The 24,793-nt window shown below is 64.6% G+C and carries 21 protein-coding genes; 15 read left to right on the forward strand and 6 right to left on the reverse strand.

What is annotated here, in order from left to right; translation table 11 throughout:
* The first annotated feature begins 142 nt into the window (after positions 1 to 142).
* The 9 genes from GH665_RS39555 (at position 143) to GH665_RS23925 (ending at position 11,610) form a co-directional block, all read left to right on the forward strand.
* Positions 143 to 1,759: an IclR family transcriptional regulator gene (locus GH665_RS39555; protein ID WP_343038762.1), complete on the forward strand. Its 1,617-nt coding sequence runs from the start codon at positions 143 to 145 to the stop codon at positions 1,757 to 1,759.
* A 98-nt stretch (positions 1,760 to 1,857) separates the two neighbouring features.
* Complete coding sequence (gcvA, locus tag GH665_RS23890) at positions 1,858 to 2,778, forward strand: transcriptional regulator GcvA (protein ID WP_153139512.1); 921 nt, start codon at positions 1,858 to 1,860, stop codon at positions 2,776 to 2,778.
* Between the two features lie 91 nt (positions 2,779 to 2,869).
* Complete coding sequence (locus GH665_RS23895; RefSeq protein WP_153139514.1) at positions 2,870 to 3,343, forward strand: RidA family protein; 474 nt, start codon at positions 2,870 to 2,872, stop codon at positions 3,341 to 3,343.
* 26 nt (positions 3,344 to 3,369) lie between these two features.
* The gene (locus tag GH665_RS23900) at positions 3,370 to 4,569 is read left to right on the forward strand and encodes an aminotransferase class V-fold PLP-dependent enzyme (protein ID WP_153139515.1); all 1,200 of its coding nucleotides are present in this window, start codon (positions 3,370 to 3,372) and stop codon (positions 4,567 to 4,569) included.
* Between the two features lie 159 nt (positions 4,570 to 4,728).
* A complete protein-coding gene (gene hflK / locus GH665_RS23905; protein WP_153139517.1) occupies positions 4,729 to 6,642 on the forward strand; it encodes a protease modulator HflK in 1,914 nt (637 codons plus the stop codon).
* Between the two features lie 108 nt (positions 6,643 to 6,750).
* On the forward strand, positions 6,751 to 7,824 hold the full coding sequence (hflC, locus tag GH665_RS23910; RefSeq protein WP_153139519.1) for a protease modulator HflC: 1,074 nt from the start codon (positions 6,751 to 6,753) through the stop codon (positions 7,822 to 7,824).
* The gene (locus tag GH665_RS23915; RefSeq protein WP_153139521.1) at positions 7,821 to 8,990 is read left to right on the forward strand and encodes an SPFH domain-containing protein; all 1,170 of its coding nucleotides are present in this window, start codon (positions 7,821 to 7,823) and stop codon (positions 8,988 to 8,990) included. Before hflC ends, GH665_RS23915 begins: the two co-directional genes overlap by 4 nt.
* Positions 8,987 to 10,975 (forward strand): heavy metal translocating P-type ATPase, encoded by a 1,989-nt coding sequence (locus GH665_RS23920; protein WP_153139523.1) that lies wholly within the window; start codon positions 8,987 to 8,989, stop codon positions 10,973 to 10,975. The genes GH665_RS23915 and GH665_RS23920 overlap by 4 nt, the downstream gene beginning before the upstream one ends.
* Positions 10,976 to 11,040: 65 nt before the next feature.
* Positions 11,041 to 11,610 (forward strand): hypothetical protein, encoded by a 570-nt coding sequence (locus GH665_RS23925; protein ID WP_217361904.1) that lies wholly within the window; start codon positions 11,041 to 11,043, stop codon positions 11,608 to 11,610.
* Positions 11,611 to 11,622: 12 nt separating this feature from the next.
* Here the strand turns inward: GH665_RS23925 and GH665_RS23930 are convergent, their stop codons facing one another.
* Together GH665_RS23930 and GH665_RS23935 are read right to left on the reverse strand one after the other, a co-directional pair.
* Positions 11,623 to 12,267 (reverse strand): flavodoxin family protein, encoded by a 645-nt coding sequence (locus GH665_RS23930; RefSeq protein WP_153139524.1) that lies wholly within the window; start codon positions 12,265 to 12,267, stop codon positions 11,623 to 11,625.
* Positions 12,268 to 12,360: 93 nt separating this feature from the next.
* Positions 12,361 to 13,395 (reverse strand): MDR family NADP-dependent oxidoreductase, encoded by a 1,035-nt coding sequence (locus GH665_RS23935; protein ID WP_153139527.1) that lies wholly within the window; start codon positions 13,393 to 13,395, stop codon positions 12,361 to 12,363.
* A gap of 164 nt (positions 13,396 to 13,559) precedes the next feature.
* On the opposite strand from GH665_RS23935, the gene GH665_RS23940 reads away from it, so the two are divergent.
* Together GH665_RS23940 and GH665_RS23945 are read left to right on the forward strand one after the other, a co-directional pair.
* Positions 13,560 to 14,114 carry a TetR/AcrR family transcriptional regulator gene (locus GH665_RS23940; RefSeq protein WP_246216345.1) on the forward strand — a complete coding sequence of 185 codons (555 nt, stop codon included), beginning with the start codon at positions 13,560 to 13,562 and terminating at the stop codon, positions 14,112 to 14,114.
* Positions 14,115 to 14,276: 162 nt separating this feature from the next.
* Positions 14,277 to 14,747: a hypothetical protein gene (locus tag GH665_RS23945; RefSeq protein WP_153139530.1), complete on the forward strand. Its 471-nt coding sequence runs from the start codon at positions 14,277 to 14,279 to the stop codon at positions 14,745 to 14,747.
* Positions 14,748 to 14,750: 3 nt separating this feature from the next.
* Here GH665_RS23945 and GH665_RS23950 read toward each other — a convergent pair whose 3' ends face one another.
* Complete coding sequence (locus GH665_RS23950; RefSeq protein WP_028195311.1) at positions 14,751 to 15,224, reverse strand: Lrp/AsnC family transcriptional regulator; 474 nt, start codon at positions 15,222 to 15,224, stop codon at positions 14,751 to 14,753.
* Positions 15,225 to 15,367: 143 nt separating this feature from the next.
* Here GH665_RS23950 and GH665_RS23955 point away from each other — a divergent pair, with 143 nt between their 5' ends.
* Positions 15,368 to 18,919 carry an indolepyruvate ferredoxin oxidoreductase family protein gene (locus GH665_RS23955; protein ID WP_246216346.1) on the forward strand — a complete coding sequence of 1,184 codons (3,552 nt, stop codon included), beginning with the start codon at positions 15,368 to 15,370 and terminating at the stop codon, positions 18,917 to 18,919.
* A 46-nt stretch (positions 18,920 to 18,965) separates the two neighbouring features.
* On the opposite strand, the gene GH665_RS23960 is transcribed toward GH665_RS23955, so the two are convergent.
* The gene (locus GH665_RS23960; RefSeq protein ID WP_153142271.1) at positions 18,966 to 20,198 is read right to left on the reverse strand and encodes an NAD(P)/FAD-dependent oxidoreductase; all 1,233 of its coding nucleotides are present in this window, start codon (positions 20,196 to 20,198) and stop codon (positions 18,966 to 18,968) included.
* Positions 20,199 to 20,355: 157 nt separating this feature from the next.
* On the opposite strand from GH665_RS23960, the gene GH665_RS23965 reads away from it, so the two are divergent.
* Positions 20,356 to 21,030, forward strand: a complete 675-nt coding sequence (locus GH665_RS23965; protein ID WP_153139533.1) for a helix-turn-helix domain-containing protein — start codon at positions 20,356 to 20,358, stop codon at positions 21,028 to 21,030.
* Between the two features lie 64 nt (positions 21,031 to 21,094).
* On the opposite strand, the gene GH665_RS23970 is transcribed toward GH665_RS23965, so the two are convergent.
* On the reverse strand, positions 21,095 to 21,763 hold the full coding sequence (locus GH665_RS23970) for a Vgb family protein (RefSeq protein WP_153139535.1): 669 nt from the start codon (positions 21,761 to 21,763) through the stop codon (positions 21,095 to 21,097).
* Between the two features lie 9 nt (positions 21,764 to 21,772).
* The gene (locus tag GH665_RS23975; RefSeq protein WP_153139536.1) at positions 21,773 to 22,993 is read right to left on the reverse strand and encodes a helix-turn-helix domain-containing protein; all 1,221 of its coding nucleotides are present in this window, start codon (positions 22,991 to 22,993) and stop codon (positions 21,773 to 21,775) included.
* Positions 22,994 to 23,131: 138 nt separating this feature from the next.
* Between GH665_RS23975 and GH665_RS23980 the strand changes: the two genes are divergently transcribed.
* Together GH665_RS23980 and GH665_RS23985 are read left to right on the forward strand one after the other, a co-directional pair.
* Positions 23,132 to 23,899, forward strand: a complete 768-nt coding sequence (locus GH665_RS23980) for a DUF899 domain-containing protein (RefSeq protein ID WP_153139538.1) — start codon at positions 23,132 to 23,134, stop codon at positions 23,897 to 23,899.
* An 8-nt stretch (positions 23,900 to 23,907) separates the two neighbouring features.
* Positions 23,908 to 24,771 (forward strand): DUF2182 domain-containing protein, encoded by an 864-nt coding sequence (locus tag GH665_RS23985; RefSeq protein WP_153139540.1) that lies wholly within the window; start codon positions 23,908 to 23,910, stop codon positions 24,769 to 24,771.
* Positions 24,772 to 24,793 lie beyond the last annotated feature (22 nt).

A 24,793-nucleotide genomic window follows, 5' to 3' on the forward strand; every position in this document is an offset into this window, starting at 1 on the left:
TAGACCTGTAGGGGTGGCTCAGCCTAGCAATCTGGCAGGATGGCGGTACCAGGGTTTCGCTATGTTAAACACGGATGGAGGCCGGCTAGCGAACGTGCTCCAATTGGCGCAAGCACGCCCCGAGCGTTTCCTCGCATAAACGATGGCACCGAATCCACTCCGCAATCCCCAGTTTGCCACCACGCTCGCGCACGGCCTCGCGTTATTGAACTGCTTCAAGGTGGGCGACGCAATTCTCAGCAACAAGGACTTTGCCGAGCGCACGGGCCTGTCGAAAGCCACGGTGTCGCGGCTCACGTATACGCTCGCCGTGCTCGGCTTTCTGCGCTATGACAACAGCGCACGCAAATATCGGCTGGGCTCGGCGGCGGTGTCGGTCGGCTATCCGTTTCTGCAGGGCCTGCGGATCCGCGAACTGGCGCGGCCGCTGATGCGGGAGCTTGCCGATGTGGCGCGCGGTTCGGTGTCGCTCGGAATCCGCGATCGCTCGCACATGGTGTATGTCGAGACTGCACGCGGTCATGAATCGCCGGCGTTTCGTCCGGATACCGGTGCTTCGCTGCCCATACTTGCCTCCGCGATGGGCCGGGCGTGGCTGGGCCGCGCCGAGCCCGCACAACGCGCTCTCGTGCTCGAGCAGGTTCGCACCCGGGACCCCGCGCAGTGGGACGCATATCACGCCGGGTTGAAGGGCGCGCTGCGCACGTTCGGTAAGTGTGGCCTCGCGCTGGGCGAAGGCGATTTCGAGCCTGAAATCCATGCGGTCGCCGTACCGTTGCGCGAATCGATCGATTCAGAAACTTTCGTCTTCAATTGCGGCGTGCCGCGGGTGCAACTGACCGGCAGGATGCTTGTCGACGAGATCGCGCCGCGTCTGGCGGCGATGGTGGAAACGGTCGAACGCCAGCTCGCCTTGCAGCCTGCCGCCGACGACGAAGCGCGACCCTCGCCGGGTCCATTTCCCGGGCGGCCGACCATGGATTCGTTTCCCGACGACGACGACCGTCAATTCGCTTTCACGCTCGCGCGCGGTCTGGAAATTCTGCGCTGCTTCCGGCCCGGCGAAGCGGCACTCGGCAACAAGGATTTTGTCGAGCGGACGGGTTTGTCGAAGGCCACGGTGTCGAGGCTTGCCTACACCTTGACCGAGCTCGGCTACCTGCGCCATGACCAGGTGGCGCGCAACTATCGGCTCGGCGGCGGTGTGCTGTCGATGGGCTATCCGCTGCTGGCCGGCATGCGCATCCGGCAGATCGCGCGGCCGTTCATGCGCGAGCTTGCGTTGCAGATTCGCGGGTCGGTGTCGCTTGGCATGCGGGATCAGTCGAATATGGTCTACATCGAATGCTGTCCGGGCGACGAGCGAATTCTTGCCCGGCCCGACGTCGGCGCGGTGCGTCCGATTCTGCGGATGGCGATGGGCCGGGCGTGGCTGGCGGCGGTGACGCCGCAGGAGCGTGAAGTGGCGCTGAACCGGCTACGCGTCGCCGTGCCTGAGCAATGGCAACTTTATGGGGCGCAGGTGCAGCAGGCGCTGCGCGACTACCGTGAAGCCGGCGTGTGCTTTTCGTACGGCGATATGCAGAAGAACGCGTACGGCGTCGCTGCGCCGTTGTGCGCGCAGGTGGACGCTGAGACGCTGGTGTTCAACTGCGCGGTGCCGGCACAGTCGGCGCAGGGACGTCGTTTGATCGACGATATCGCGCCACGGCTCATGGCGATGGTCGCGAACGTCGAAATTGCGGCCGGCTTGCGCTAGCGCGCGCGGCATTCGCATCGCGCTGCTTGTCTGAGGCGCACGCGGCAATACCAAGTGGCGTAGCATGGCAAACTCTTCGTGCCCATTGCCAAGCTCCGATGCATTCCGCCCGCTCATTACCTCCGCTCCTGTCGCTACGTGCTTTTGAAGCAGCCGCGAGGCGTCTGAGTTTCAGTCATGCGGCACAGGAACTGTTCGTGACACAAGGTGCTGTCAGTCACCAGATCCAGAAACTGGAAGCCGACCTGGGCGTTGCGTTATTCGAGCGGCGCACGCGTGCCGTCGAGCTGACCCCGGAGGGCCTGGCATACTACGCGAAGGTGCATGCGGCCTTCGAACTGCTGCGCGCCGGTACCCGTGAGGTTCGCGTTCATCCCGGCGAGCGGGCCACCTTGACGGTCGGGATACTGGCTTCTTTTGCAACGCGCTGGCTGGCGCCGCGCTTGCATGCTTTCTCCGCCGCCCATGCCGGTATCGATCTGCAGTTGCGGCCCGAGATCGCATTGGCCGACGTGTCGGGCGGCGAGGTCGACGTGGCGATCCGTTACGGCCGTGGCGGCTGGCCGGGCGTACGTTCGCAGCAACTGATGCCTGAGCGTTTGTCGCTGGTTTGCATCCCGTCCCTTGTCAGTGGCAGAAGCCGCCCGCGCAAGCCGCAGGATCTGCTGCGCTTTCCGCTTCTGGCCTCGTATTCGAAGCATTCCTTCGAGTGGGAGCTCTGGGCGAATCGGTTCGGCGTGGACCTTAGCCGGGCGCAGCATGTGCAACTGCATGACTACAACATCGTCGTGGAAGCGGCGCTCGCCGGGCAGGGCATCGCGATGGGCCGCCATCGGCTGATTGGCCAGCAACTGGCGAGCAAGGCGCTGGTGGAGGCATTGCCCGACGCGGTGCTGGACGAACCTCGCGTCGGCTGGTGGCTCGTCACCCCCAAGGGCGGATTGAGCGATGCCGCGTCTGCTTTCCGCGCGTGGATCACGCAGACCGCCGCGCAAGACGTGCTGGTCGGTACGCATTAGTTTCGCTCATGCATGGCGTGTAAAAATTGATTGGTCACACCAGGGCGGGGCCCATAGGATGGGTTCTCCCTTACGATCGGATGCTCCTGATATGACCTCTTCCATCTCCGCACGTGTCGCCGAACTCGGCCTGACGCTTGAAGCCGCAGCCTCGCCCGCAGCCAATTACGTGCCGTTCGTGCAGGAAGGCAATCTTCTCTTTATATCCGGCCAGATATCACGCAAGGGCGGCCAGCCGGCCTGTCTGGGCCGCCTCGGCGACGAGCTCACGGACGATCAAGGCATCGAGGCGGCGCGCCTCTCGGCACTGGGCGTCCTGTCGCAGATTGCGGCCGCCACAGGCGACCGGCTGGACCGCGTGGCGCGTGTCGTTCGCCTGGGTGTGTTCATCGCCAGCACGCCGGACTTCAATCGTCATAGCGCCGTTGCCAACGGTGCATCCGACCTGATGGTCGACGTGTTTGGCGCGGCCGGCCGCCATGCGCGCAGTGCGGTCGGCGTCGCGTCGCTGCCTGCCGGTGTGGCCATCGAAGTCGAAGCCGTGATCTCTCTTACATCAGCTTGAGCCCAACGTCCGTCATTGGAATAACTATGCCATCTCCTCTCTCGCTTGCCGACGTGGAGGCGCTGCGCGCCCGCACGCCCGGCGCTCACACCGTCACGCATTTCAATCACGCGGGGGCCTCGCTGCCGTCGTCCGCCACGCTGGAAGCGATACGCGCCCAGCTGTGGCTCGAAGCCACGACGGGGCCGATGGAAGCCGGGGTAACGGGACGTGAGCAAAGCGAGCGCGCGCGCCTGCTGGCTGCGCGCCTGCTGAACGCCCGGCCCGCGGAGATTGCGCTGACGACAGGCAACTCGGCCGGCTGGGGTGCCGCATTCGCGGCACTCGCGCCCTTGCGATCCGGCGAGCGGATTCTGGTCGGGCGTCATGAGTGGGGTGGCAATCTGGCCGCCATGCGTCTTGCGGCACAGCGCACAGGGGCGACGATCGACGTCATTCCGTCCGACTCCAGCGGCGCCGTGGATCCGCAGGCGCTGGAGGCCATGCTCGATGATCGTGTGCGCCTGATCGCGCTGACCTGGATGCCGGCGAACGGCGGACTGATCAATCCGGCCGCGGCGATCGGGCAGGTCGCACGCCGCCATCGCATCCCGTACTTCATCGATGCCGCGCAGGCGCTTGGGCAACTTCCCATCGACGTCGCCGCGGTGGGTTGCGACGTTCTGAGCGGCGTGTGCCGCAAGGCGTTGCGAGGCCCGAGAGGCACTGGTCTGCTGTACGTGCGCGAGGATTTTCTGCCGCGCCTGACGCCGGCCTTCGTCGATACGCGATCCGCGCCGCTTGGCACCGACGGCGAACCCGTCTTGCGCAACGACGCGGCGCGCCTGGAGTTGTCGGAATCGTCGCTGGCCCTGCATTGCGGCGTGGCCAATGCGTTGGAAGAGGCGTTGGAGATCGGCATTGAAAATATTCGCGCGCGCATCGACAGCATTGCTCAGGCTTTGCGCGTGCAACTCGCGGAGATCCCCGGCGTGACGGTGCTGGATCAGGGTCGCGAACAGTCCGGGCTGGTGGCATTCAACGTAGCGGGTCTGGAGCCGCTCTCGGTGCAGAGCAAACTGGCGGCGCAGGGCATCACGATCGGCAGTAACGGTGTGGGCTACACGCCGCTGGATATGGAGCCCAGAGGACTTAAACAGATTGCGCGTGCGTCGGTCAGCTATCTGACCACTGAGCCTGAGATCGACAGATTGCTGAATGCAATACGCGCGCTCAGAGGCGCGTGACGATCGGCGCTTTCCGTTGTTTATGCCTGGTGAGTCATTCGCAGACTAACCTTGAGTTTCCTATACTGGCACGCTAAATTGCGGCTCGCGGAGTATCGCGATAACCCGTCGGGGACGTGGTGCATCACCCGGTTTGTAACGTGTTCGTAAGGAATACTGATGTCGGATCGGCATGCCGACGAAGAAAGCGATCTGGGCGAGCTATCGTCCGGACGTGGCGAAGCTTCGTTGACGGGATGGGTGGCCCTGGGACTTGCGGGCCTGCTCGGCATCCTGAGCCTTTTGAAAACCCTACCCGTCGATCTGCGCTGGAGCGCGGTTCTGGCGAGCGCGTGCCTGAACGTGTTCGTTGTCACGATATGGCCGTCGTCGTGGGCACGCACGCCGCGTGATCCGGCACAGGAATCGGGCTGGAAGCAGGGCGTAAGTTTCATCCGGCGACTGCTTTGGCAAGACGCCGAGGCGCCGCCCTTGCGTCTCGCCATCAGCGCTTTCCACTGGCAGCGGTGGGGCGTGGTCATTGGCAACTGTCTGTCCGTGGCGCTCGCCGCGATTGCCTTGCAACCCCTGCCGCCCGCCGCGCTCATTCACGCGATGGTGTCGTCGTCCTTCGTGATCGTTAGCGGCGCCGCTGCGCTGACGCTGGCCTTTCTCACACTCGTCGCCGAACGGTTCTACGCACAGGATGCGGAGCAATCCCATGCTGCGCTGTCGGCGTCGCTCGCCGGCATGCTGCGCGTCCTGGTGGTGTGCGCGCTCGCTGCGGCGCTGTCGGCGGCGTGGCTTGTCTACCTGCACACGGCGCTCGATTGGCTGGTGCATGTCGCGGCGGTGTTCACGGCTGCGATTGCCGTCGAAATGATGATCCGCGCCACGCTTCTGTGGTTCTTCGCACCGCGCCCCGGCAGAAACGCGGCGCGAATCCCGTCGAGCCTCATCGCGGGAATGTTGCGCTATCGCCGCTCATCGCTCTCGTCGATCGGCGCCGAGTTGCACGACCGCTACGGTATCGATCTGCGTCAGAACTGGGTGCTGCGCAGTTTTGTACGGCTGTTGCCGGTCACCGTCGTGGCGATGGTGGCCTGTGCGTGGCTATTGACCTCCGTCGTCGTGCTAGGCCCGTCCCAGCGCGCGGTCTACGAACGGTTCGGTGCGCCGGTAGCGGTTTGGCCGCCGGGCCTTCACTTCGGTATGCCCTGGCCGTTCGGCAAGGCTCGCCTCGTCGACAACGGCGCGGTGCATCAGATCATCGTGTCGGGCGGCGCCGACGACAGCAGCGTCGCGGCGCCATCCACGCCCGCCGACGGCCCGACGTCCGAGCAGATGAATCGTCTCTGGGACGTCCCGCATCCCTGGGACACGAGCCAGGTGATCGCGGGCGCCACCGGCGAGCAGCAGAGCTTCCAGATCGTCAACGCCGACGTGCGGCTCGACTACCGCGAGGGTTTGAGCGACGCGGCGGCGCGCGCGGCACTCTATCGGTCGGTCGATCCGGAGAGCACGGTGCGCTCGATCGCCAATCGCGAGGCGGTGCATTACCTCGCGTCGCATACGCTGCAGGCGTTGCTCGAGACGAGCCAGACCGCCATGGCCGAGAGCGTGCGCCGCGCGGTTCAGCGGCAACTCGACCAGCTATCGAGCGGCATCGAAGTGGTGGCCGTGGTGATCGAAAGCGTGCATCCTCCCACGGGGGCGGCCGCGGCTTACCACGACGTGCAGGCCGCGCAGATTCGCGCGCAGGCGAGCGTTGCCGAAGCGCACGGTTTTGCGGCGGGATTGCTTGGCAATGCGCAGCAACAGGCCCAGGCAAGCGTCACCCAGGCGAGCGCGCGGGCAGCCGACACGATGGCGGCGGCGCGCGTGCAGCAGATCGACTTCGAAGCCGACACGGTGGCCTACCGGCTCGGCGGCCCGGCTTTCCCCTTCGAGTACTACCTGAGCAAGTTGCAGAAAGGCTTGCAGAACGCGCGCATCACGGTGATCGACGACCGGCTGAGCGCCGACGGCCGGGCAACCATCGACCTGCGCTCGTTCAGCGCGGCCGATCTCACCGGCATTGCTCATGGCAATTGACGTCCGGGCCCGTCGTACACGTGTGGCACATGAGTCGTACGAGCGCTGTACAGGCATTCCGCAGAGAAGCACGCCCAATGTCGGCGAAGCTGTTTTTAAGGTGACGATATGAGTTTGTTCCATTCGCATGCGGAAGGCCACGATCACGGGCACGGTCATGGACATCACCATCATCATCACGATGGCGGCGATGCGCAGGCCGCGCGTGGCGGCCCGTTCTATGGCCGGGTGCTGCTTGCGTTGCTCTGCGTGGCCGTGGCGTTCGCGGTGGCGAGTTTCATCTCCGTGCGCGCGGGCGAAGCCTCGGTGATCACGCGGTTTGGCCAACCCGTGCGCGTCCTGCTCGAACCGGGCCTTGCGTGGCGTCTGCCTGCGCCGATCGAAGCGGTGGTGCCGGTCGACCTGCGTCTGCATACGACCTCGAGCGGCTTGCAGGACGTCGGTACGCGAGACGGCTTGCGGATCATCGTGCAGGCGTATGTGGCGTGGCGCGTCGCGGCGGACCCGAACGACGTGCGCCGTTTCGTCCGGGCCGTGGGCAACCAGCCCGACGAAGCCGCGCAGCAAATCCGCTCGTTGCTGGGCTCGTCGTTGCAAACCACGTCGGCGGGATTCGACCTTGCGTCGCTGGTCAACACGGACCCGTCCAAGGTCCGCATCTCAGCGTTTGAAGACGCATTGCGCGCCCAGATCGACGCGCAGCTGTACTCGGCTTATGGCGTGCATGTCGTGCAGGTGGGACTGGAGCGCCTGACGCTGCCGGCCGTGACGCTCGCGGCCACGGTCAGCCGGATGAGCGCCGAGCGCGAGACGGTCGCCGCTCAGCGCACGGCCGATGGCAACCGCGAGGCCGCGCAGATCCGCTCGGATGCGGATCGCGATGCCCGGCTTGCCGTTGCCGATGCGAATGTGAAAGCGGCGCAGATCGAGGCGCAGTCCCGCAAGGACGCTGCCGGGATCTATGGCGCCACCTATGCCGGCAATCCGCGGCTCTACACGATGCTGCGCTCGCTCGATACCCTCGACGCGGTGGTCGGCAGCAATACGAATCTGATTCTGCGCACCGATGCCGCGCCGTTCCAGGCTTTGGTGCAGGGTCCCACCGCACTCGGCCCCGAGTCGTTGCCGCAGGCCGGTGCCGGCGCAGCGTCCACGTCGAAAAAAATCAGGCCTGCGCGATGAGCACGGACGCCGACTTGCCGCCGCTCGGCCCGGGCGCCCAGGCGGTACGGCTCTCGTTCTGGTTTGTCGCCGCGCTGGTCGTGCTCGCCGCCTGCGCATGGGCCGGCTCGAACATCCGGCGGATTCCGCCGGATAGCCGCGCCGTCGTGTTGCGGTTCGGCTCGTTCGTGCGCACCCAGGACGCGGGATTGTTGATTGCCTGGCCACGCCCGTTCGAGTTGACCTTGCTGGTGCCCGGCAGCGCGCGGGTTCTGGAGCAACGCATCCAGTCGCTCGAACGTGATCCGCGTGCGCGTGCTGCGGATATGGCGGTGCGGGAAGCTGCGCCATCGGCGCAAGCACCCGCCGGAACCGGGGCCGTGATCGGGCCGGACGATGGCCCGCCCAACCCACCGGTCACGCCGGACAACGCAGGAGGCCCCGACGCAACGCCGCCCGTTGCGCAATTGCCCGATGCGTTAGCCGGCTCCGGTTACGTGCTCACCGGCGACAACGGCGTGTTGCAGTTGCGCGCCACGTTGTACTACCGGGTTGTCGATCCCTATGCCTATGTCCTGCAACAAGACCGGCTCGCCGCGGCGCTCGAGCGGATCGTGTCCGCCTCGGCGGTCGATGTCGTGGCGCAGCGCGATCTGGATGCGATTCTTGTCGCGCGTCCCGAGTTGCTGTCGGCGGATCAGCAGGTCGCGATAAAGCGCGAGCGTTTGCGCGGCGATCTCGCGCAGGAAATCGAACGCCACTTGCGCCAGCTCGAAGCGCAGCATGCGGGACTCGGCGTGGAAGTCGCGCGTGTCGATGTCGAAGTGGCGTTTCCGGCTGCCGCCGTCGGCGCGTTCAATTCGGTGCTGACCTCATTGCAGGTGGCCGAGCGCAGCATGGCCGAGGCCCGCACGTCCGCTGAAAAGACCCGCCAGGATGCGCAACAGGATGCCGACCGGATCGTGCAGAATGCTGAGGCGAGCGCCGTTGAACGTGTCGCTACCGCGCAGGCTAAAACCATGACCATTCAGCAACTGGAAGTACCGCTTCGCACCAACAGCGATCCCGGGCTTCTCGCACGCGTGTATCGGGACCGCGTTCAGTCGGTGCTCTCGAAAGCGGGCAGCGTGACGACCGTCGGACCGCACGACACATCGAATCTGATCCTGCCTGGAAATGCGCGATGAGCACCGGAGTCGAGCACACCACGCACACAGGCGAGCACGCCCACGCTCACTCGCACGGCTCGCACGCCGACGAAGCGAACGGCATCGCCCAGGGGCGCGCGATTGTTTTATCGGCAGCCGAGCAACGCGGCGTGACGCGGCAAGTCGCGCTTGCATTGCTGGCCGGCGCACTGCTGATTCTGTCGACGGCATGGCACTACTTCGACCCGGCGGATGAAGCGCTTGCGCAGGTCCTCGCGGGCCTCGCTTCGCTGGTGGTTGCCGGGCCGGTGTTCGCCGGCGCGTGGCACAGCCTGAAGTCTCCGAGTCTGCACGGGGTGACGGACCGCCTGATCGCGCTCGCCATGCTGGCGGCATGGGCGGTGGGCGACATGGCGACGGCCGCGTTGTTGCCGATCGTCATGACCTTCGGACATGCACTCGAAGAGCGCAGCGTGCTCGGTTCGCAGGAGGCGATCCGGGCGCTCGGCAGGCTGACCTCGGGCAAGGTGCGGCGCGTGAAAGCCGATGGCTCGATCGAAGAAGTGCAGTACGACGCGGTGCGGGCGGGCGACCACATCGAAGTCGTCGCCGGTGCGCGAATTCCTGCCGACGGTGTGGTTCAGCATGGCGATTCCAGTGTCGACAACGGGCCGATTACCGGCGAGTCGGTGCCGCTCGACGTCGAGCCGGGCTCGACCGTATTCGGCGGCGCGATGAATCTCGACGGCCCATTGCGTATCGAAGTCACGCATGCGGGCAAGCAGTCGACGCTCGGCAGAATCATCGAGTTGATGCAGCGCGCCGAACAGGCCAAGCCGCCGATTACGCAGATACTCGAACGCTACATGGGCGGCTATTTGTGCCTCGTTCTGTTGATCGCGGCGATCGTCTGGTTCGTCTCGGCGAATGCATCGGCGATGCTGGCCGTGATTGTCGCGGCGTGTCCGTGCGCGCTGGTGCTCGCTGCGCCGTCGACGGCCATTGCCGGCATTGCAGTCGGCGCGCGTCATGGCATCCTGTTCAGAAGCGCCGCGTTTCTCGACAAGTTTGCACAGATCGATTCGCTGGTGATCGACAAGACCGGCACCTTGACCTACGGCGAATTGCGGGTCGAAGACGTGCTGCTGGCGCCTGGTGCCGACGCGGCGCAGGTACTCGAACTCGCGGCGCGGCTTGGCGGCAGCAGTGCGCATCCGGTGAGCCGCGCGCTGCTGCACTACGCGACAGAAACCGGAGGCGCCGGATTCGAACGGGAGCCGTTCGAACACGCACGTGAACTACGCGGCTTGGGCGTTCTCGCGGAGACGCCGCAAGGCGTCGCGGTACTGGGCCGCTTCGGCTTGCTCGCGCAGTACGTGCAGGCTTTGCAGGAACCGCGCCGCGAGATCGAAGGGCCTTGCGTCGGTCTTGCGTTGAACGGCCGATTGCTCGCGTGGTTCGGCTTTGCCGACGCACTGCGTGCGGAAGCCGGGGACGCGCTGGCCGAGTTGCGGGAACTCGGCTTGACGCGACAAACGCTGTTGACCGGAGATCGCGAGCCGGTGGCGCGCAAACTGGCGGCGCAAACCGGGATTGCCATTGTGGTCGCGCAGGCGCTGCCGCACGACAAACTCGACTACGTGGTGCAGGAAATGGCGGCGGGCTATCACCCGCTAGTCGTGGGCGACGGCCTGAACGACGTGCTCGCCATCAAGGCCGGCCCTACCAGCATTGCGATGGGCGAGCGAGGCATCGACATTGCGGTAGCCTCGGCCGACGTCGTGCTGCTTGGCGACGACTTGCGCCGTATCCCGACCTGTGTGCGCCTCGGGCGGCGCTGCCTGCACACCGCGGCGGTCAATGCCGCGATCGGATTGGCGTGGACGGTCGCCGTGATCGCACTGGCCGCGACGGGCGTGCTCAGCGCCGTGTGGGTTGCGCTTTTGCATAACCTGGGGACCTTCATCGTGATCGCGAATGCGGGCCGGCTGCTGCGAATGGACGAGGAGGGTATCCAGCCGTAAAGCGGCGGAACAAAACAACGCGAATTCTCGTAAGCTGTCGATTGATAACGTGAACGGGATGCCGCATGCAGCAGGCGAAAAATAAAATGACGCTAATCGACGAGTTTTTGCCTCGCTACGATTTCCGCGAGCGGCACACCGCGCTCATCAGCGCACCGGCGGACATCATTCTGGATTGCGCCGCTCGTCAACGGGCGCAGGATGACCCGCTGATACGACTGGCGATTCGCCTGCGCGAACTGCCGTCGCGACTCATGCAACGCTCGCAGAGACCGCCACTGGATCTCGACGATTTCACGTTTCTGGGCCGCGATGGAGACCGTGGCCTGGCGTTCGGGCTGATCGGCGCCTTCTGGCAGGCGGACTACGGCCTGCTCGACATCGACTCGCCCGAAGCGTTCAAGGCAACCGTCAGAACAGATGTCTGCCAGCTTGTCATGGACTTCAATGTCGATGCCACCGCGTCAGGCGCGTCCATGCTGAGTACGGAGACGCGCGTGTTTTGTCCCAGCTCGGCAGTTCGCCGCCGATTCGCGCCTTACTGGTTCGTCATCCGTCCTGTCAGTGGGCTTATCCGGCAGCGTACGCTCGCCAGGATTCGGCGAGAGGCCGAAAGCCTTGTCGCAGGAAAATGAAGCGCGTCAGCTTCAGGTTTCCACACTGACCCGGCTGTCCGAACGATCAAAGCCCACTCGGCCGGCGCATGCCGCACGGCCCCGAACGAACTGAAGCGTCGCTTCGGCAACACGTGCGCCGAGGTAACGCGCCGTGGCAAGATCCGCTTCGGGCGGCGCGGCATCGGGGCCCTGGTCGGTATTCGATTGCGCGCCCGCCCCCAGCCAGAAACCCAGCCGGTTCAGATCGTCTGGCGAACCCGTGGTTGAGTTATTCGCGGGAGGCAAGCCAAGATTGACCCAGTGCATACCGTGCTGGGCGGCAAACAGGGCGATCTGGACAAGGGTGGCCAGCTTGTCTCCGGCGTGCGCGCCAGAGTTGGTAAAGCCGGCCGCGATCTTGTCCTTCCATAGAAACCCCTTGGTCATCACCGCAGTCGAGGTCGCTTCCTCGAAGATTTTGAATTCGGCTGACACCCCGGCCATATAAGTCGGCGCGCCGAAAATGATCGCATCGGCTGCGGCTAGTTCATCCCAGCGCGCCTGCGCGTCTTCGCAGGTAACGAGGATGCCCCGCGCGCCGGCAGTCCGGTCGATACCTTCTTTTACGGCTGCGGCTTGCCGTGCCGTATGTCCATACCCGCTGTGGTAAACAATCGCGACGCTTGCACTCGACATGCATTTCTCCTGGAAATTGATTCCGTTCTCTCGTTTCAGTTGATCCCGTGCGTGATGCCCGCCTGGTGCTCGGGCGGTGCTCGATCGGTTCCGTCAAAGTTCGACCAGCACCACGCCTTTGAGCTTTCCCTCACAAGCCTCCTGCAATGCCTTTGGCGCGTTGTCGAGGCCCTTGAAGATCGTCGCGGGGAGGCAGACCGTGCCTTCATGCCGCCACGCGTCGAGGCGCTGCATCCATTCGGCAAACGCGCCAGGATCGTCTTCGCATGCGCTATAGCCGCGCAGTGTGATGCCTTTGATCGGAAGCTGAAACGAATCGATCTCAGTCGGTGCGATGGCGCTGGAGCCTTGCGCATTCAGCTCCGCAATGAGGGCGCCCAGGATCACGAAGCGCGCACCTTCTCGTGCCTGCGAGACCGCGGCTGTCAACTGTTCGCCGCCGACCATATCGACGAACACGTCGATACCGTGCGGCGCGGCTTCGGCCAGTTGAGCAGCGAAGGGCCGGCCGTCGCGAACGATCACCGCGTCATAGCCGAGCTCATGCTTCATCCATTCAACCTTGCCGGGGCTGCCTGTGCTGCCGATGACTCGCCCGGCGCCGAGCCTGCGCGCGATCTGCCCGGTCATCGATCCGATCGCACCGGCGCCGCTGGAAACGAGTACGGTATCGCCGCGATTGATGTGCGTGCCGCGGGTCAATGCGGCATACGCGGTCCAGCCGTGACCGAGGTAGGCGGCCGGGTCGAGGCGTTCGCGCGGCAACACCGTGCATTGACGTGCGTCGGCCACCGCATAGTCGCGCCAACCCAGCGAATGCGAGACCGTGTCGCCCACCTTTAGCCCGGATTCGGGCGTTGCGGCGATCACCTCCCCAATTGCCCCGTCGGCAAGAGCATCGCCCGGCCTGAGTGCGGGAAATGGAATACCTTTGATCTCTTTGGCATCGCGGCTGGCCATTAAGCGGGTTGACACCGAGATACGGAACCATCGGTTGCGTAGCAGTACCTGGTGGGGCGCCAATGACGGCAATGGCGTTTCGGCAAGGACGAAATCCGTTGATCGCAGTTTGCCTTCCGGGTGGGCAGCGAGTTTGACTTCTTGGGAAACACGGGGCGGCTGCTCCATGTCGGACTCCTTTTATTAGGGGATGACGGTGGCGCCGTGCGCCACGCTTTCCTGACGCGGGTATATTTGAATTTTTGCGTGGATCCACGGCCATGGCTACTCGCTTTTCCGCCCCCCCTCGACCGGCCCGCAGGGCGCCTCGGCAGCAGCGTTCGCGAGCCACTGTGGATGCGTTAGTCGAAGCGGGCGCTCACGTTCTCGCCGCGCGCGGCTGGACCCGATTCACAACCAATGAAGTGGCTCGCGTCGCCGGTGCGAGTATCGGCTCGTTGTATCAATACTTTCCCGACAAGCTGGCGCTGGCCGAAGCGATCCGCACGCGCCATCTCGACGCGGTACTCGCCGTGTTGCCCGAGCCCGGTGAACCCAACGATGCAATCCGGCCCGAGACGCGGGCCGCTCAGGCGATCGACGGCATCATCGCGATCCATCTGGATAGTGAGCGGCTGCATCGGGTGCTGCTGGACGAAGTGCCGCTCGCGGAGCGGGCGAGCCTGGATACGTTCGAGGTGGAATATCTGCTGCGTTATCAGGCATTGATCCTGCCGGGTACGGAGCGCGTCGCCACGCCGGCCGACGCAATCGCAGCGCAGGTTCTCGCTTCGGCGGTTGAAGGCGTCGTTCATACGGCCGCGTTGCGCGGCAAGCTCGGCACGCCTGAGGTGAGGCGCGAACTCAATGGTTTTGTATGCGCTTACCTGCGTGAGCGTTTGCGTTGATCTGCAACGGGTCCGCGTAGCCTTCCTTGAAATTGTGCATCGAATTGATATCGGCACGCTGGATCGTTGTCATGCGTATCGGATATCCTTATTGCCGCAATGAATGGTGCGGAGCCGGAACACGAGGCTCCCGACCACATATCAAGAACTACGGGGCCAACCATGCTACGCCACGAGACATCGAGTTTTCGACGCGCTTTCGCCGGCTTCATGCTGGCCGCGATTTTCAGCCTGATCACCGGTTGTAGCGACCGGATATCGGACAGCGACGTCGCATTCGTTACCGCCGCGACGCCGCCCCAATTCCAGTCGCTACGGATGTACGGCGCAGCCGCGAATAGCGCTCCCTTGGGCAGCAGTGGCGTTCATGCGGCGGGCGGGCTTCGCCAGGGGTGTCAGGCGGTGATCAGCGCCGGGGGCCGCGACATACGTGAAACGGTGATTCTCGAAGACGAGCCGGGCGCGAACTTCGATCTGGACGCTACCCGCACCGCCGACGGATGGAACGTGACCTCGGATGGACTCACGCCGCCGAGTACCGATCCTGTCGGTTTCCGCACGCGGTTCACCCGCTGCGTGAACGCGCTCCGTGACAAATATGCGGCTGAACCGGAAAAAGCGCCCTTCAGCTAGGCATTATTCGTCGCGAATCCGTAGCGGCAGCGCAGTTTTATATTCGACGCGACGAAGCGCGACGGATGTGTGAATGTCGCGTACGCCGTCAACCTTCGTGAGTCTGGTCATGACGAAGCGCTCGATGCCGGCAATGTCGGCCGCGACCACCCGGAGCATGTAGTCGAAAGCACCGGTCATCAGGTAGCACTCCATCACTTCATCCAGGTTCGCAATCGCGCGCTCGAACGCCGCGAGCCGCGCCTCGCTCTTCTTCTCGATTGCCACGGACACGTACGCATTGACGGGAAACCCCGCCTTCTCCTGATCCAGCAGCGTCACGTACTGGTTGATGACGCCGGCCTCTTCAAGCATCCGGATACGCCGGTAAAACGGCGACAGCGAAAGACCCAGCGACTCCGCGAGGTCGGCGGCTTTCGTATGGGCGTCGAGCTGCAATGCGCGCAGGATGGCCACGTCGGTACGGTCAAACTTCATTGGCTAATTTTCCCTTAAAACGGCTGAAAATCGGCGCGACTTGCCAATTTCAAGCGATTGTGGGACTCAGTTTGGCACGAATCGCCTCTATCGGCTACCTAAAATGGCTCGCATGCCACCCCTACAGGCAGAGGAGACAAACAATGAATATGCGAGCAGTGGAGCTGGGGCGTCCGATCGACATGGACTACGGTCTTGAGGACCGCTACGTCAGAGAGAACGGAACCGTTTTCCTGACGGGCACCCAGGCGTTGGTGCGAATTCTGGTTGAACAGGCTCGCAGCGATCGCGCCGCGGGCATCCGGACAGGCGGTCTGGTGTCGGGCTACCGCGGCTCGCCGCTCGGCGGCTTCGACCAGGAACTGTGGCGTCAGAAGAAACTGCTCGCGGACCACGCGATCCGCTTTGAACCCGGCTTGAATGAGGACCTGGGCGCCACCATGCTGTGGGGCGCGCAACAGGTCGACGCCTTTCCCGGCAAGCGTGTCGAAGGCGTTTTCTCGATGTGGTACGGGAAGGGCCCGGGCGTCGACCGAACTGGAGATGTGTTCCGCAACGCGAACATTGTGGGCACGTCGAGGCAAGGCGGCGTGCTCGCCGTTGCGGGTGACGACCACGCGGCACAGTCGTCGATGTTCCCGCACCAGACGGACCATGTCTTCGAAGGCGCGATGATGCCGATTCTGTTTCCGGCGTCGGTTGAGGAATATATCGAGTTTGGTCTGGCGGGTTACGCGATGTCGCGTTTCTCCGGCCTGTGGGTCGCTTTCAAGGCCATCACCGAAACCGTGGAAAGCGGCCGTTCGATGACCGTGCAGGCGCACGACGCCGGCGCGGCGCCTCGTTTCAGATTGCCGGCCGACATCCACGTACCGGAAGGGCGCGGCTTCAACTACGACCCGAATCTTCGCTGGCCGGCCGAACGCAGCGAACTCGAACGACGCATACTCGATGAGCGTTTGCCCGCCGCCCTCGCTTTCATGCGTGCCAACCCGCTCGATCGCACGCTCGTACGGCCGCGCGGCGCACGGGTCGGTATCGTCACGGTGGGTAAGGCGCACGGTGACGTGCTGGCGGCATTCGCGGCCCTTGGGCTGTCGGCGCAGGAGCTTGAGCGCCTCGGCATCGGCGTCTACAAGATCGGCATGATCTGGCCGCTGGAGACCGAAGGCGTCCGCGCCTTTGCGCGCGGCATGCAGGCGCTGGTCGTGGTCGAAGAGAAGCGCTCCTTTGTCGAGCGTCAGATCAAGGAAGCGCTGTTCAATCTGCGGCCGGACGAACGTCCCGCTGTGTTCGGCAAGGACCTGGGCGAAGCCGGGCCGCTGCTGCCCGCCGCGATGGAGTTCGCACCGGACCAGATCGCGGCCGCGCTGAAACGGTTTTTTGCCCATACCCAGGTCGAACTCAAGGTATCCGTGCCGCCTGCTCCGCTCGTCGCGCCGGTTCAACGCAATGGCTCGCGCGTGATTGCGCTCGCGGCGGCCGGCAAAGATGCGCAGCCGCTGAGCCGTAAGCCGTTTTTCTGCGCCGGCTGTCCGCACAATACGTCGACTCGATTGCCGGATGGTTCGTACGCTGCGGCCGGCATTGGTTGCCACATCATGGCCTTGGGCGAAGCGGGCGACACGGCGACGTTCTGTCAGATGGGCGGCGAGGGCGTGCAATGGATCGGCATGTCGACGTTCATGGATCTCCCGCACATGTTCGTCAACCTGGGAGACGGCACCTATCAGCACTCGGGAAGTCTTGCGATTCGCCAGTCGGTCGCGGCGAAATCCAACGTCACGTACAAGATTCTCTTTAACGACGCGGTTGCGATGACCGGAGGCCAGCCCGCCGAAGGCAGCCTGACTGTTCAGCGCGTGGTGGCCCAGGTGGTCGCCGAGGGTGTTGCCAAAGTGGTGGTCGTTTCCGACGAGCCCGAAAAGTACGCCGGTTCCCTGCGTCTGCCCGCGAACGTCGACATCCAGCATCGCGACGACCTCGACGCACTCCAGCGTACGCTGCGTGCGGCCAAAGGCGTCTCGGTCATCGTGTACGACCAGACCTGCGCGGCCGAGAAGCGCCGGCGCCGCAAACGCGGCAAGCTGATCGACCCGCCCCGGCGCGTGGTGATCAATCCGGCGGTTTGCGAAGGCTGCGGCGATTGCTCGGTGCAGTCGAATTGCATTGCGATCGAACCGCTCGAAACGGAGCTCGGCCGCAAACGTGCCGTCAATCAGTCGAGTTGCAACAAGGACACGTCGTGCCTCAAAGGGTTCTGCCCGAGCTTCGTTACGGTTGAAGGGCTGCAACCCAAACAGCCGGATCAGAAGCGGATTGGCGCGATTGAGGCCGAATGGCGCGCGAAACTGCCTGCGCCGGCGGCTGTGCCGGCCGATCTGGACGCGCACGCCAGCATTGTCGTCACCGGTATCGGCGGCACGGGCGTGGTCACGATCGGTGCGATTCTCGCGATGGCCGCGCATCTGGAAGGTAAAGGCGCCTCGACCCTGGATTTCACGGGTCTCGCGCAAAAGAACGGTGCCGTGATCAGCCATGTGCAGATTGCGAGCAGCCGCGCGCAAATCGTGACGTCACGCATCGGCGCGCACGCCGCGAATGTTCTGCTTGGCTGCGACGCGGTGGTCGCGGCGTCAGCGGGTGCGCTCTCGCGGGTCGCTTCGGGCGTGACGCGGGCCGTTGTGAACGAACGGATTACGCCCACCTCGGACTTTGTGCGCGATGGCGATCTGCCCGTGAGCAAGGCCATTCACCAGCGTGCGATCGAAGGCGCGCTCGGGTCGGGCTCATCCGCGTTCTGGGATGGTTCGGGCGCTGCCGAGATTCTGTTCGGCGACGCGATTGCGTCGAACATGATGATGGTTGGGTATGCGTATCAACGAGGCTTGATTCCGCTTTCGGAAACGGCCATTTTGCGGGCTATCGAACTGAACGGCACGGCCGTGAAGATGAACGGGCGCGCGTTCTTCTGGGGCCGCTTGCTGGCTCACGACGCGAGTGTGATCGAGCGGGTTTCCGGCACGGTTGCGGCAGCGTCGGGCGAGTTTGAACTGGAGCGTTTCGTGGCCGACCGCGTGCGCGATCTGGAGCATTATCAGAACGCTGCCTATGGCCGCCGCTATATGGCGCTTGTCGAGCGGGTGCAGCAGGCCGAGCAGCGTATTGCCGGGGCCGCCGGTGAACTTACCGAAGTGGCGGCGCGCAACTATTTCAAGGTGCTCGCGTACAAGGACGAGTATGAAGTCGCGCGTCTGCATACCGACGGCAGCTTCCATTCGTACCTGTCCAGCGCTTTCGATGGCGGCGGCAAGAAGACCTTCTACATGGCGCCGCCGCTTTTGACGCGTCGCGATCCTCGTACCGGCCGCAGAACCAAGATTGCCCTTCGCGCGGCGTGGCTCGATCCGCTGTTGCGCGTGATGAAGCACGGCAAGGTCTTGCGCGGTACCGCCTTCGATCCGTTTGGCCGCCAGAAGGATCGTGTCATCGAACGTGCGTTGATCGGTGAGTTCGAGGAAGACGTCGAACTCGCGCTTCAACGGCTCACCCCGCAAACGATCGAATCGGCGCTGGCCTTGTTGCGGGTGCCGTCGTCGATTCGCGGCTTTGGCGTGATCAAGGAACGCAACTATGAAAACGCCCGGCCCGTGCGTGAGCAGTATCGCGCGATGTTGCAGACGAGCGGCCGGTAAGCGCTCCCGCGCGAACTGAACGGATCAGGCGTGGAGCGAGCTGCCTTTAGAACCGCTCCACCCTGAACGGCCGCGTGTCCACGAGCGTTTCCTCGTGGGTCATCATCTGCGCAATCAGCCGGCCCGTGACGGGGCCTAGCGTCAGCCCGTGGTGCGCATGGCCGAACGCGAACCACAAGTCCTTGTGATTTCCAGCGGGTCCGATGATCGGCATCATGTCGGGCGTGCAGGGACGCCGTCCCATCCACGCTTCGTTGTCGAGGCGCTCGCCCAAGGGAAACAGCGTGCGCGCGACCGGTTCGACCGCGGCGAGTTGCGTGGGTGTTTTAGGCGCGTCGCAGTGCGCGATTTCCGCACCCGTGGTCAAACGGATGCCTTTTGCCATGGGTGCCAGCACGTAGCCCTTCTCGACGTCCAGAACCGGATGATTCAGACGGGCTGCCCCCTGCGGCGCATAGTGCATGTGGTACCCGCGTTTGACGGCGAGCGGCAAGCGATAGCCGAGCCGCGAGCTCACACGATCCGACCACGGTCCCAACGCGACGACCGCCGATGAAGCGGTGATGGTTCCGTCTTGCGTGTCGACCGTCCAACCCTCACGAAACGAGTCCGCGTCGCCGATGAAGAAGCGTCCGCCGAGCGCTTCGAAATACTTCGCGTAGGCGGTGACGAGCGCATTGGGATCGCTTACGGATTCGGATGCCGTATAACGCAGGCCGCCTAACAAGGTCTTGTTGAGATCGGGCTCCTTCTGTTGCAGCCGGCCCGCATCCAGCGATTCGAATTCGACGCCATATTCCCGGTGCCACTGTTCAGCCTGCCGGATTTCTTCGTCCCACACCGCCGCCGTACGGAACACCTTGATCCAGCCGGTTGGGCGCAACAACGCGCTCGCGCCGGCGTCGGCAGCCAACGCGCGGTGTTCGTCCACGCAATGCTCGATCAGGGTGGAGTACGACCTCGCGATAGCGGCGTGTTTTGCCGGATGAGAATTGCGCCAGTACTGCCACAGGAAGGGCGCAGTCTTGAGCATGGCGTCGGCATGGTAGCGAACGTCGGGCGACTGGTTGCGCGCGTACCGAAGCAAGGTGCCGAGGTCGCGTGGAAACGCATAGGGATAAACACCTTCGCGCTGGATCAACCCGGCATTGCCGAACGAGGTTTCGTTGCCGGGCAGCTTACGGTCGACCAGCGCGACCTGGCGGCCGCGCTTCTGAAGATGCGCGGCAACGCACACGCCGACAATGCCCGCGCCGAGCACGACGACATCGAATTTCATGGTGCTCATGAACTCACCTGGTGATGGGGATCGTTGTTTTGACGGCGCCGCCCTGACCGGACTCGATAAAAGAGGAGGTAAGCACCGTGAGTTATCATATACGAGAAAAATAAAAATTCTCGTATGTGAGAAAAAAATTTCCACCAAGGTGAGCAAGATGGTCAAGGCTGTGAAGAAAGAGCAGTTGGCGGATACACGCGAGGCGCCGCCCGAGCTCGACCATAAGTTGGTGGGCGGCCATTTGCGGCAGGCGCGCAAGACGCGCGGGCTGACGCTGGCGGAACTGTCCGAGCGCTCAGGTATTGCGGTGTCGACGATTTCCAAGGCGGAGCGCGGCGATATCGCGCTGACCTACGACAAGTTTGCGGCGCTCGCCCACTCGCTGGAACTGGAGTTCGACGCGATCTTCGGGCGGACCCGCAAACCGGCAGCCGGTCCGATCAAGCCTTCGTTTACAGCCGCGGGCAAGCAGCCCGTCTACGACACGCCGAACTATGAGTACGGCATGCTCGCGAACAAACTGACCGGCAAGCGCATGATGCCGATTCGCGCGCGCATTCATGCGCGTGCCGTGTCGGATTTTCCCGAGTACATCCGGCACGCGGGGCAGGAGTTCGTTTTTCTGTTGAGCGGCCAGTTGGAGTTGCGCTTCGAAAGCGGCAAGGCGTTCAGGTTGCTGCCCGGCGACAGTCTGTACTTCGACAGCTCGGCCGGGCATGTCTACCTGAGCCTCAGCGAGGAGGAGGCGGAGGTGCTGGTGTGCTGTGTCGATACGGACGAACATCGGCCGGCGAAACTCGATGCAACGGCAAAGCGCCGGCAACCGTTCTGAGCGGGCAGGCGATTAACCTTGGTTGGTGTTTCGGCGGCGCGGGTTGCTTTGCCCGTTGGATAGCCTATTCGTCCACAGACTCGGCGGGAAGCTCGGCGCCTCGGGCGGGGCGGCGTACCGTTCGCACTTTCCCGCTGCTTGCGCCGCCGCAGAAGAACTGATCGCCGCCATCGGCTTCGAGTCCCGACACGTAGACGCCAGGCGGCATCTCGAGGCTTTCCAGCACTTCTCCGGTACGAGGATCGATTCGCCTCAACTCGCTCGCGTCGTCTTCCCAGGTGCCGTGCCAGAGTTCCCCGTCGTTCCAGGTGACGCCGGTGACGAAGCGGTTGGACTCGATGGTGCGAAGAATTTCCCCGGTTTGGGGATCGACCTGATGAATCTTCCGGTCGCGATAGCGTCCCACCCAGAGCGATCCTTCGGCCCACGCAAGCCCTGAGTTGCCGCCACCGCCGGGCGCGGGGATCGTACCCAATACGCGGCCGGTAACCGGATCGATCTTCTGGATGCGCTCGTCGGCGAGCTGAAACAGGTGCTGGCCATCGAAGGCCGTGCCGGCCCGCGCGACCACGTCGATCGTGCGCAGCATTGCTCCGCTCGCCGGATCGAAGGCGTTCAGCTTGTCGCCGCTCGCGATCCAGACATGCTGACCGTCGTAGGTCACGCCATGTACAGCGTCGACGCCCGGAAAGGGTCCATATTCACGCACGATATTGGCGGCTGATCGTTTCATGGTGGCATCCTAATCGTTTGACAGGGGCGCGGGGAGTAACAAAGTCGTCGTGAATCCGGGCATGGGCGGTGTCATCCAGCGCCGCGCCCGCCCGCGGCCGAACGACTGCACCTTGTCGGCGGCCGCCAGCGTGTCGAGTGCCCGCTGCATGGTGCGCTGGCTGGTGTCCAGCGCAATCGCGAGCGCCGAGCTCGACCACGACTCACCGTCGGCGAGGAAAGCGAGCACCATGGCGTGCGGCTCTTCCACCGGCCGCGCGAGTACGACGACCTCGCGCGCGCCGTGCGGCACTAGCGCGAAACCCCGCTTCGTTGCGCTGATGCCGGCCAGCGGCCCGAGCAACGCGCGAAGCCGCCCGACTTCGACACGCAATCGCGCACGATGCGTTTCATCGGCGTGCCTGGTCCGGAATGCGCGCGCGATAAGCGTGTCCCTCGACACGTCTTCAGGCCACGCTTCGGCCAATGTGCGGGCGAGTGTGAACAACACCGGGCGCCGCGCAAGCGGGACCACGATGTTGGCTTCACGCACGACATAGCGGCACGCGTCCACCACGAGCGCCTTCGATGCCAGTAACGCCTCGACCTCCTCGAGCAGGAGGGGCCGCTCCTTGCCATGCGCAAGCAGCCGCGCCGCGGGCGTGTTCAGCAGAAGGCGAGCGCTCTCGATTTCCGCTATCAGCGACGCAATACCTGCCTCGCGCGCGGCGCGCTCAGCCTTGGCGAGTGCGGTGCGCGCTGTTTTTGTCTGGAGGCGGCGCATTGCGATTCCCGCGACGACCAGCTCGTGAGCGGCTCGCGGCGCGGGTGGGAAGGGCGTGGGATCGAGCCTGGCAAGCAAACGCTCGGCCTCGTCGAGGCGGCCGATCAGGAGCAGGCGCCGGACTTCGAGGTACCGCGCATGCGCGGCATTCAGCCGGTCGCCGTGGGCTTCGAGTGTTGCCCGCGCGGCGTCGAGCGCCTTGGCGGGCCAGCCCAGATCGCGTGAGGCGAGCGCGATTTCGGCCTCGGCGACCACACATCTGGCACGGGCTACCGGCTCTTTCGGACCGAAGGCGCGCGCGGCGCTTCGCACCAGCACCTTCGCTCGAGCGAGATCGCCGAGCTGCGCCATCGCGATGCCGCGCAGCGCGAGCGCGGCTGCGTCGTCGCGCAAGGCAACCCGGTTCAATGCACCGAGCGGGTCGCCTGCCGCCAGCGCCCGCGCTGCCGCCGTTACTAGCGCGTCCATGGTGTCATGGTCTGTTTGAATCCCGCCACACTTGTCACTCCCACCGTTCGGGTGCCCGTGACTAATCTAGCACGACCACCAACCCGTACGTCGTATCGACAACTGAGCGAACGACGCAGGACGCCCAAGGAGGCAAGCATGACTACGACACATACGACCGGAACGCGTGAAGCATGGCTGGACGCGCGGCTCGAACTGCTTAAGGCGGAGAAGGCGCTCACACGGCAGAGCGATGCGGTGGCGCAACAACGGCAGGCGCTGCCCTGGGTGCGCATCGACAAGCAGTACCGGTTCGAAACCGATGCGGGCAGTGCCTCGCTGGCCAACCTCTTTAAAGGACGCTCGCAGCTTCTCGTGTACCACTTCATGTTCGGTCCCGACTACAAGGCGGGATGCCCGTCATGCTCGTCGATCGCGGATGGGTTCGACGGCGTCGCGGTTCATCTGGCGAATCACGACGTCACCTTGTCGGCGGTGTCGCGGGCGCCGTTCGAGAAGCTGCAGGCGTATCAGCGCCGGATGGGGTGGACGTTCCCCTGGGCGTCTTCGCACGGCAGCGACTTCAACTTCGACTTCAACATCGCGTTTACCGAGGCGCAACAGCGTGAAGGGAACATTGAGTACAACTACGAGCGCGGCGGCCACGCGATGGACGAGGCGCAGATTCCGGAGCCCGTCGCCCGGTTCGCGGCGACCTGCGGCACCGACGCGGCGACGTACACGCGCGACCGGCCGGGTTTGAGCGCGTTCGTCCTCGAGGACGGTGTGCTCTATCACACGTATTCCACCTATGCGCGAGGCGTGGACGGCATCTGGCCGATGTATCAGTGGCTCGACCGCGCGCCGAAGGGGCGCAATGAGACGGGCGTCTGGTGGAAGCGCCACGACGAGTACGAGACGCGCTGAGCCCCGCGATGGAACACGTGAGCGCAAGCGCGGGGCCGCCGATGTCGCGGCGCCCGATCGGCGCGCCCGTTTCGCAGCGGGCGTTCTTCGGCGTCTCGGCGCTGCTGTTCGCCGTCAGCGCGGCGGTGACGACGGTGAGCGCCACGTCCATGTCGGCGATGGGCGGGATGCCGATGCCAGGCGGCTGGACGATGTCGGCGGCGTGGATGCGAATGTGCGGACAGACGTGGCTCGGACTCGCGGCGTCGTTTGTCGGCATGTGGATCGTGATGATGGTCGCGATGATGCTGCCGTCGCTCGTCCCCATGCTGTGGCGCTATCGCGTGGCCGTCAGCGCAATCGGTGAGACGCGCGTCGGCCGGCTGACGCTGCTGGTGGGCGCGGGGTATTTCTTCGTATGGAGCGCGCTCGGTGTGGCGGTATTTCCGCTGGGCGTTGCGCTCGCGGCGCTCGAAATGGAACTGCCGGCGCTGGCGCGCGCCGTTCCGCTTGCGGCCGGTGTGATTGTGCTGATCGCCGGGGCGTTGCAGTTCACTGCGTGGAAGGCACGCCGTCTTGCCTGTTGCCGTACGCCGCCGGGGTGCTGCCAGATGTTGCCGGGACGGTCTGCCTTGCCCGCTCTGCCCGCGGATGCCGCCACGGCGTGGCGGCACGGCTTGCGCCTCGGCCTCCACTGCAGCTACTGCTGTGCCGGGCTGACCATGGTCCTTCTGGTTGCCGGGATCATGGATTTGCGGGTGATGGCAGTCGTGACGGCGGCTATCACCGTCGAACGCGTTGCCCCGCATGGCGAGCGCGCGGCGCGCTTCATTGGGGCCGGGATCGTCGGCGCAGGTGGATTGCTGATCGCGCGGGCCGTGGGCTTGGGGTGAGGCGCGCCAGGCTTCACAGCGA

The sequence above is a fragment of the Paraburkholderia agricolaris genome (assembly GCF_009455635.1).
Taxonomy (GTDB): domain Bacteria; phylum Pseudomonadota; class Gammaproteobacteria; order Burkholderiales; family Burkholderiaceae; genus Paraburkholderia; species Paraburkholderia agricolaris.

Coding starts and splice junctions, on each gene's coding strand:
- GH665_RS39555 (WP_343038762.1), top strand. CDS start 143: ATGGCACCGAATCCACTCCGCAATCCCCAGTTTGCCACCACGCTCGCG.
- gcvA (WP_153139512.1), top strand. CDS start 1,858: ATGCATTCCGCCCGCTCATTACCTCCGCTCCTGTCGCTACGTGCTTTT.
- GH665_RS23895 (WP_153139514.1), top strand. CDS start 2,870: ATGACCTCTTCCATCTCCGCACGTGTCGCCGAACTCGGCCTGACGCTT.
- GH665_RS23900 (WP_153139515.1), top strand. CDS start 3,370: ATGCCATCTCCTCTCTCGCTTGCCGACGTGGAGGCGCTGCGCGCCCGC.
- hflK (WP_153139517.1), top strand. CDS start 4,729: ATGTCGGATCGGCATGCCGACGAAGAAAGCGATCTGGGCGAGCTATCG.
- hflC (WP_153139519.1), top strand. CDS start 6,751: ATGAGTTTGTTCCATTCGCATGCGGAAGGCCACGATCACGGGCACGGT.
- GH665_RS23915 (WP_153139521.1), top strand. CDS start 7,821: ATGAGCACGGACGCCGACTTGCCGCCGCTCGGCCCGGGCGCCCAGGCG.
- GH665_RS23920 (WP_153139523.1), top strand. CDS start 8,987: ATGAGCACCGGAGTCGAGCACACCACGCACACAGGCGAGCACGCCCAC.
- GH665_RS23925 (WP_217361904.1), top strand. CDS start 11,041: ATGCAGCAGGCGAAAAATAAAATGACGCTAATCGACGAGTTTTTGCCT.
- GH665_RS23930 (WP_153139524.1), bottom strand. CDS start 12,267: ATGTCGAGTGCAAGCGTCGCGATTGTTTACCACAGCGGGTATGGACAT.
- GH665_RS23935 (WP_153139527.1), bottom strand. CDS start 13,395: ATGGAGCAGCCGCCCCGTGTTTCCCAAGAAGTCAAACTCGCTGCCCAC.
- GH665_RS23945 (WP_153139530.1), top strand. CDS start 14,277: ATGCTACGCCACGAGACATCGAGTTTTCGACGCGCTTTCGCCGGCTTC.
- GH665_RS23950 (WP_028195311.1), bottom strand. CDS start 15,224: ATGAAGTTTGACCGTACCGACGTGGCCATCCTGCGCGCATTGCAGCTC.
- GH665_RS23955 (WP_246216346.1), top strand. CDS start 15,368: ATGAATATGCGAGCAGTGGAGCTGGGGCGTCCGATCGACATGGACTAC.
- GH665_RS23960 (WP_153142271.1), bottom strand. CDS start 20,198: ATGAAATTCGATGTCGTCGTGCTCGGCGCGGGCATTGTCGGCGTGTGC.
- GH665_RS23965 (WP_153139533.1), top strand. CDS start 20,356: ATGGTCAAGGCTGTGAAGAAAGAGCAGTTGGCGGATACACGCGAGGCG.
- GH665_RS23970 (WP_153139535.1), bottom strand. CDS start 21,763: ATGAAACGATCAGCCGCCAATATCGTGCGTGAATATGGACCCTTTCCG.
- GH665_RS23975 (WP_153139536.1), bottom strand. CDS start 22,993: ATGGACGCGCTAGTAACGGCGGCAGCGCGGGCGCTGGCGGCAGGCGAC.
- GH665_RS23980 (WP_153139538.1), top strand. CDS start 23,132: ATGACTACGACACATACGACCGGAACGCGTGAAGCATGGCTGGACGCG.
- GH665_RS23985 (WP_153139540.1), top strand. CDS start 23,908: ATGGAACACGTGAGCGCAAGCGCGGGGCCGCCGATGTCGCGGCGCCCG.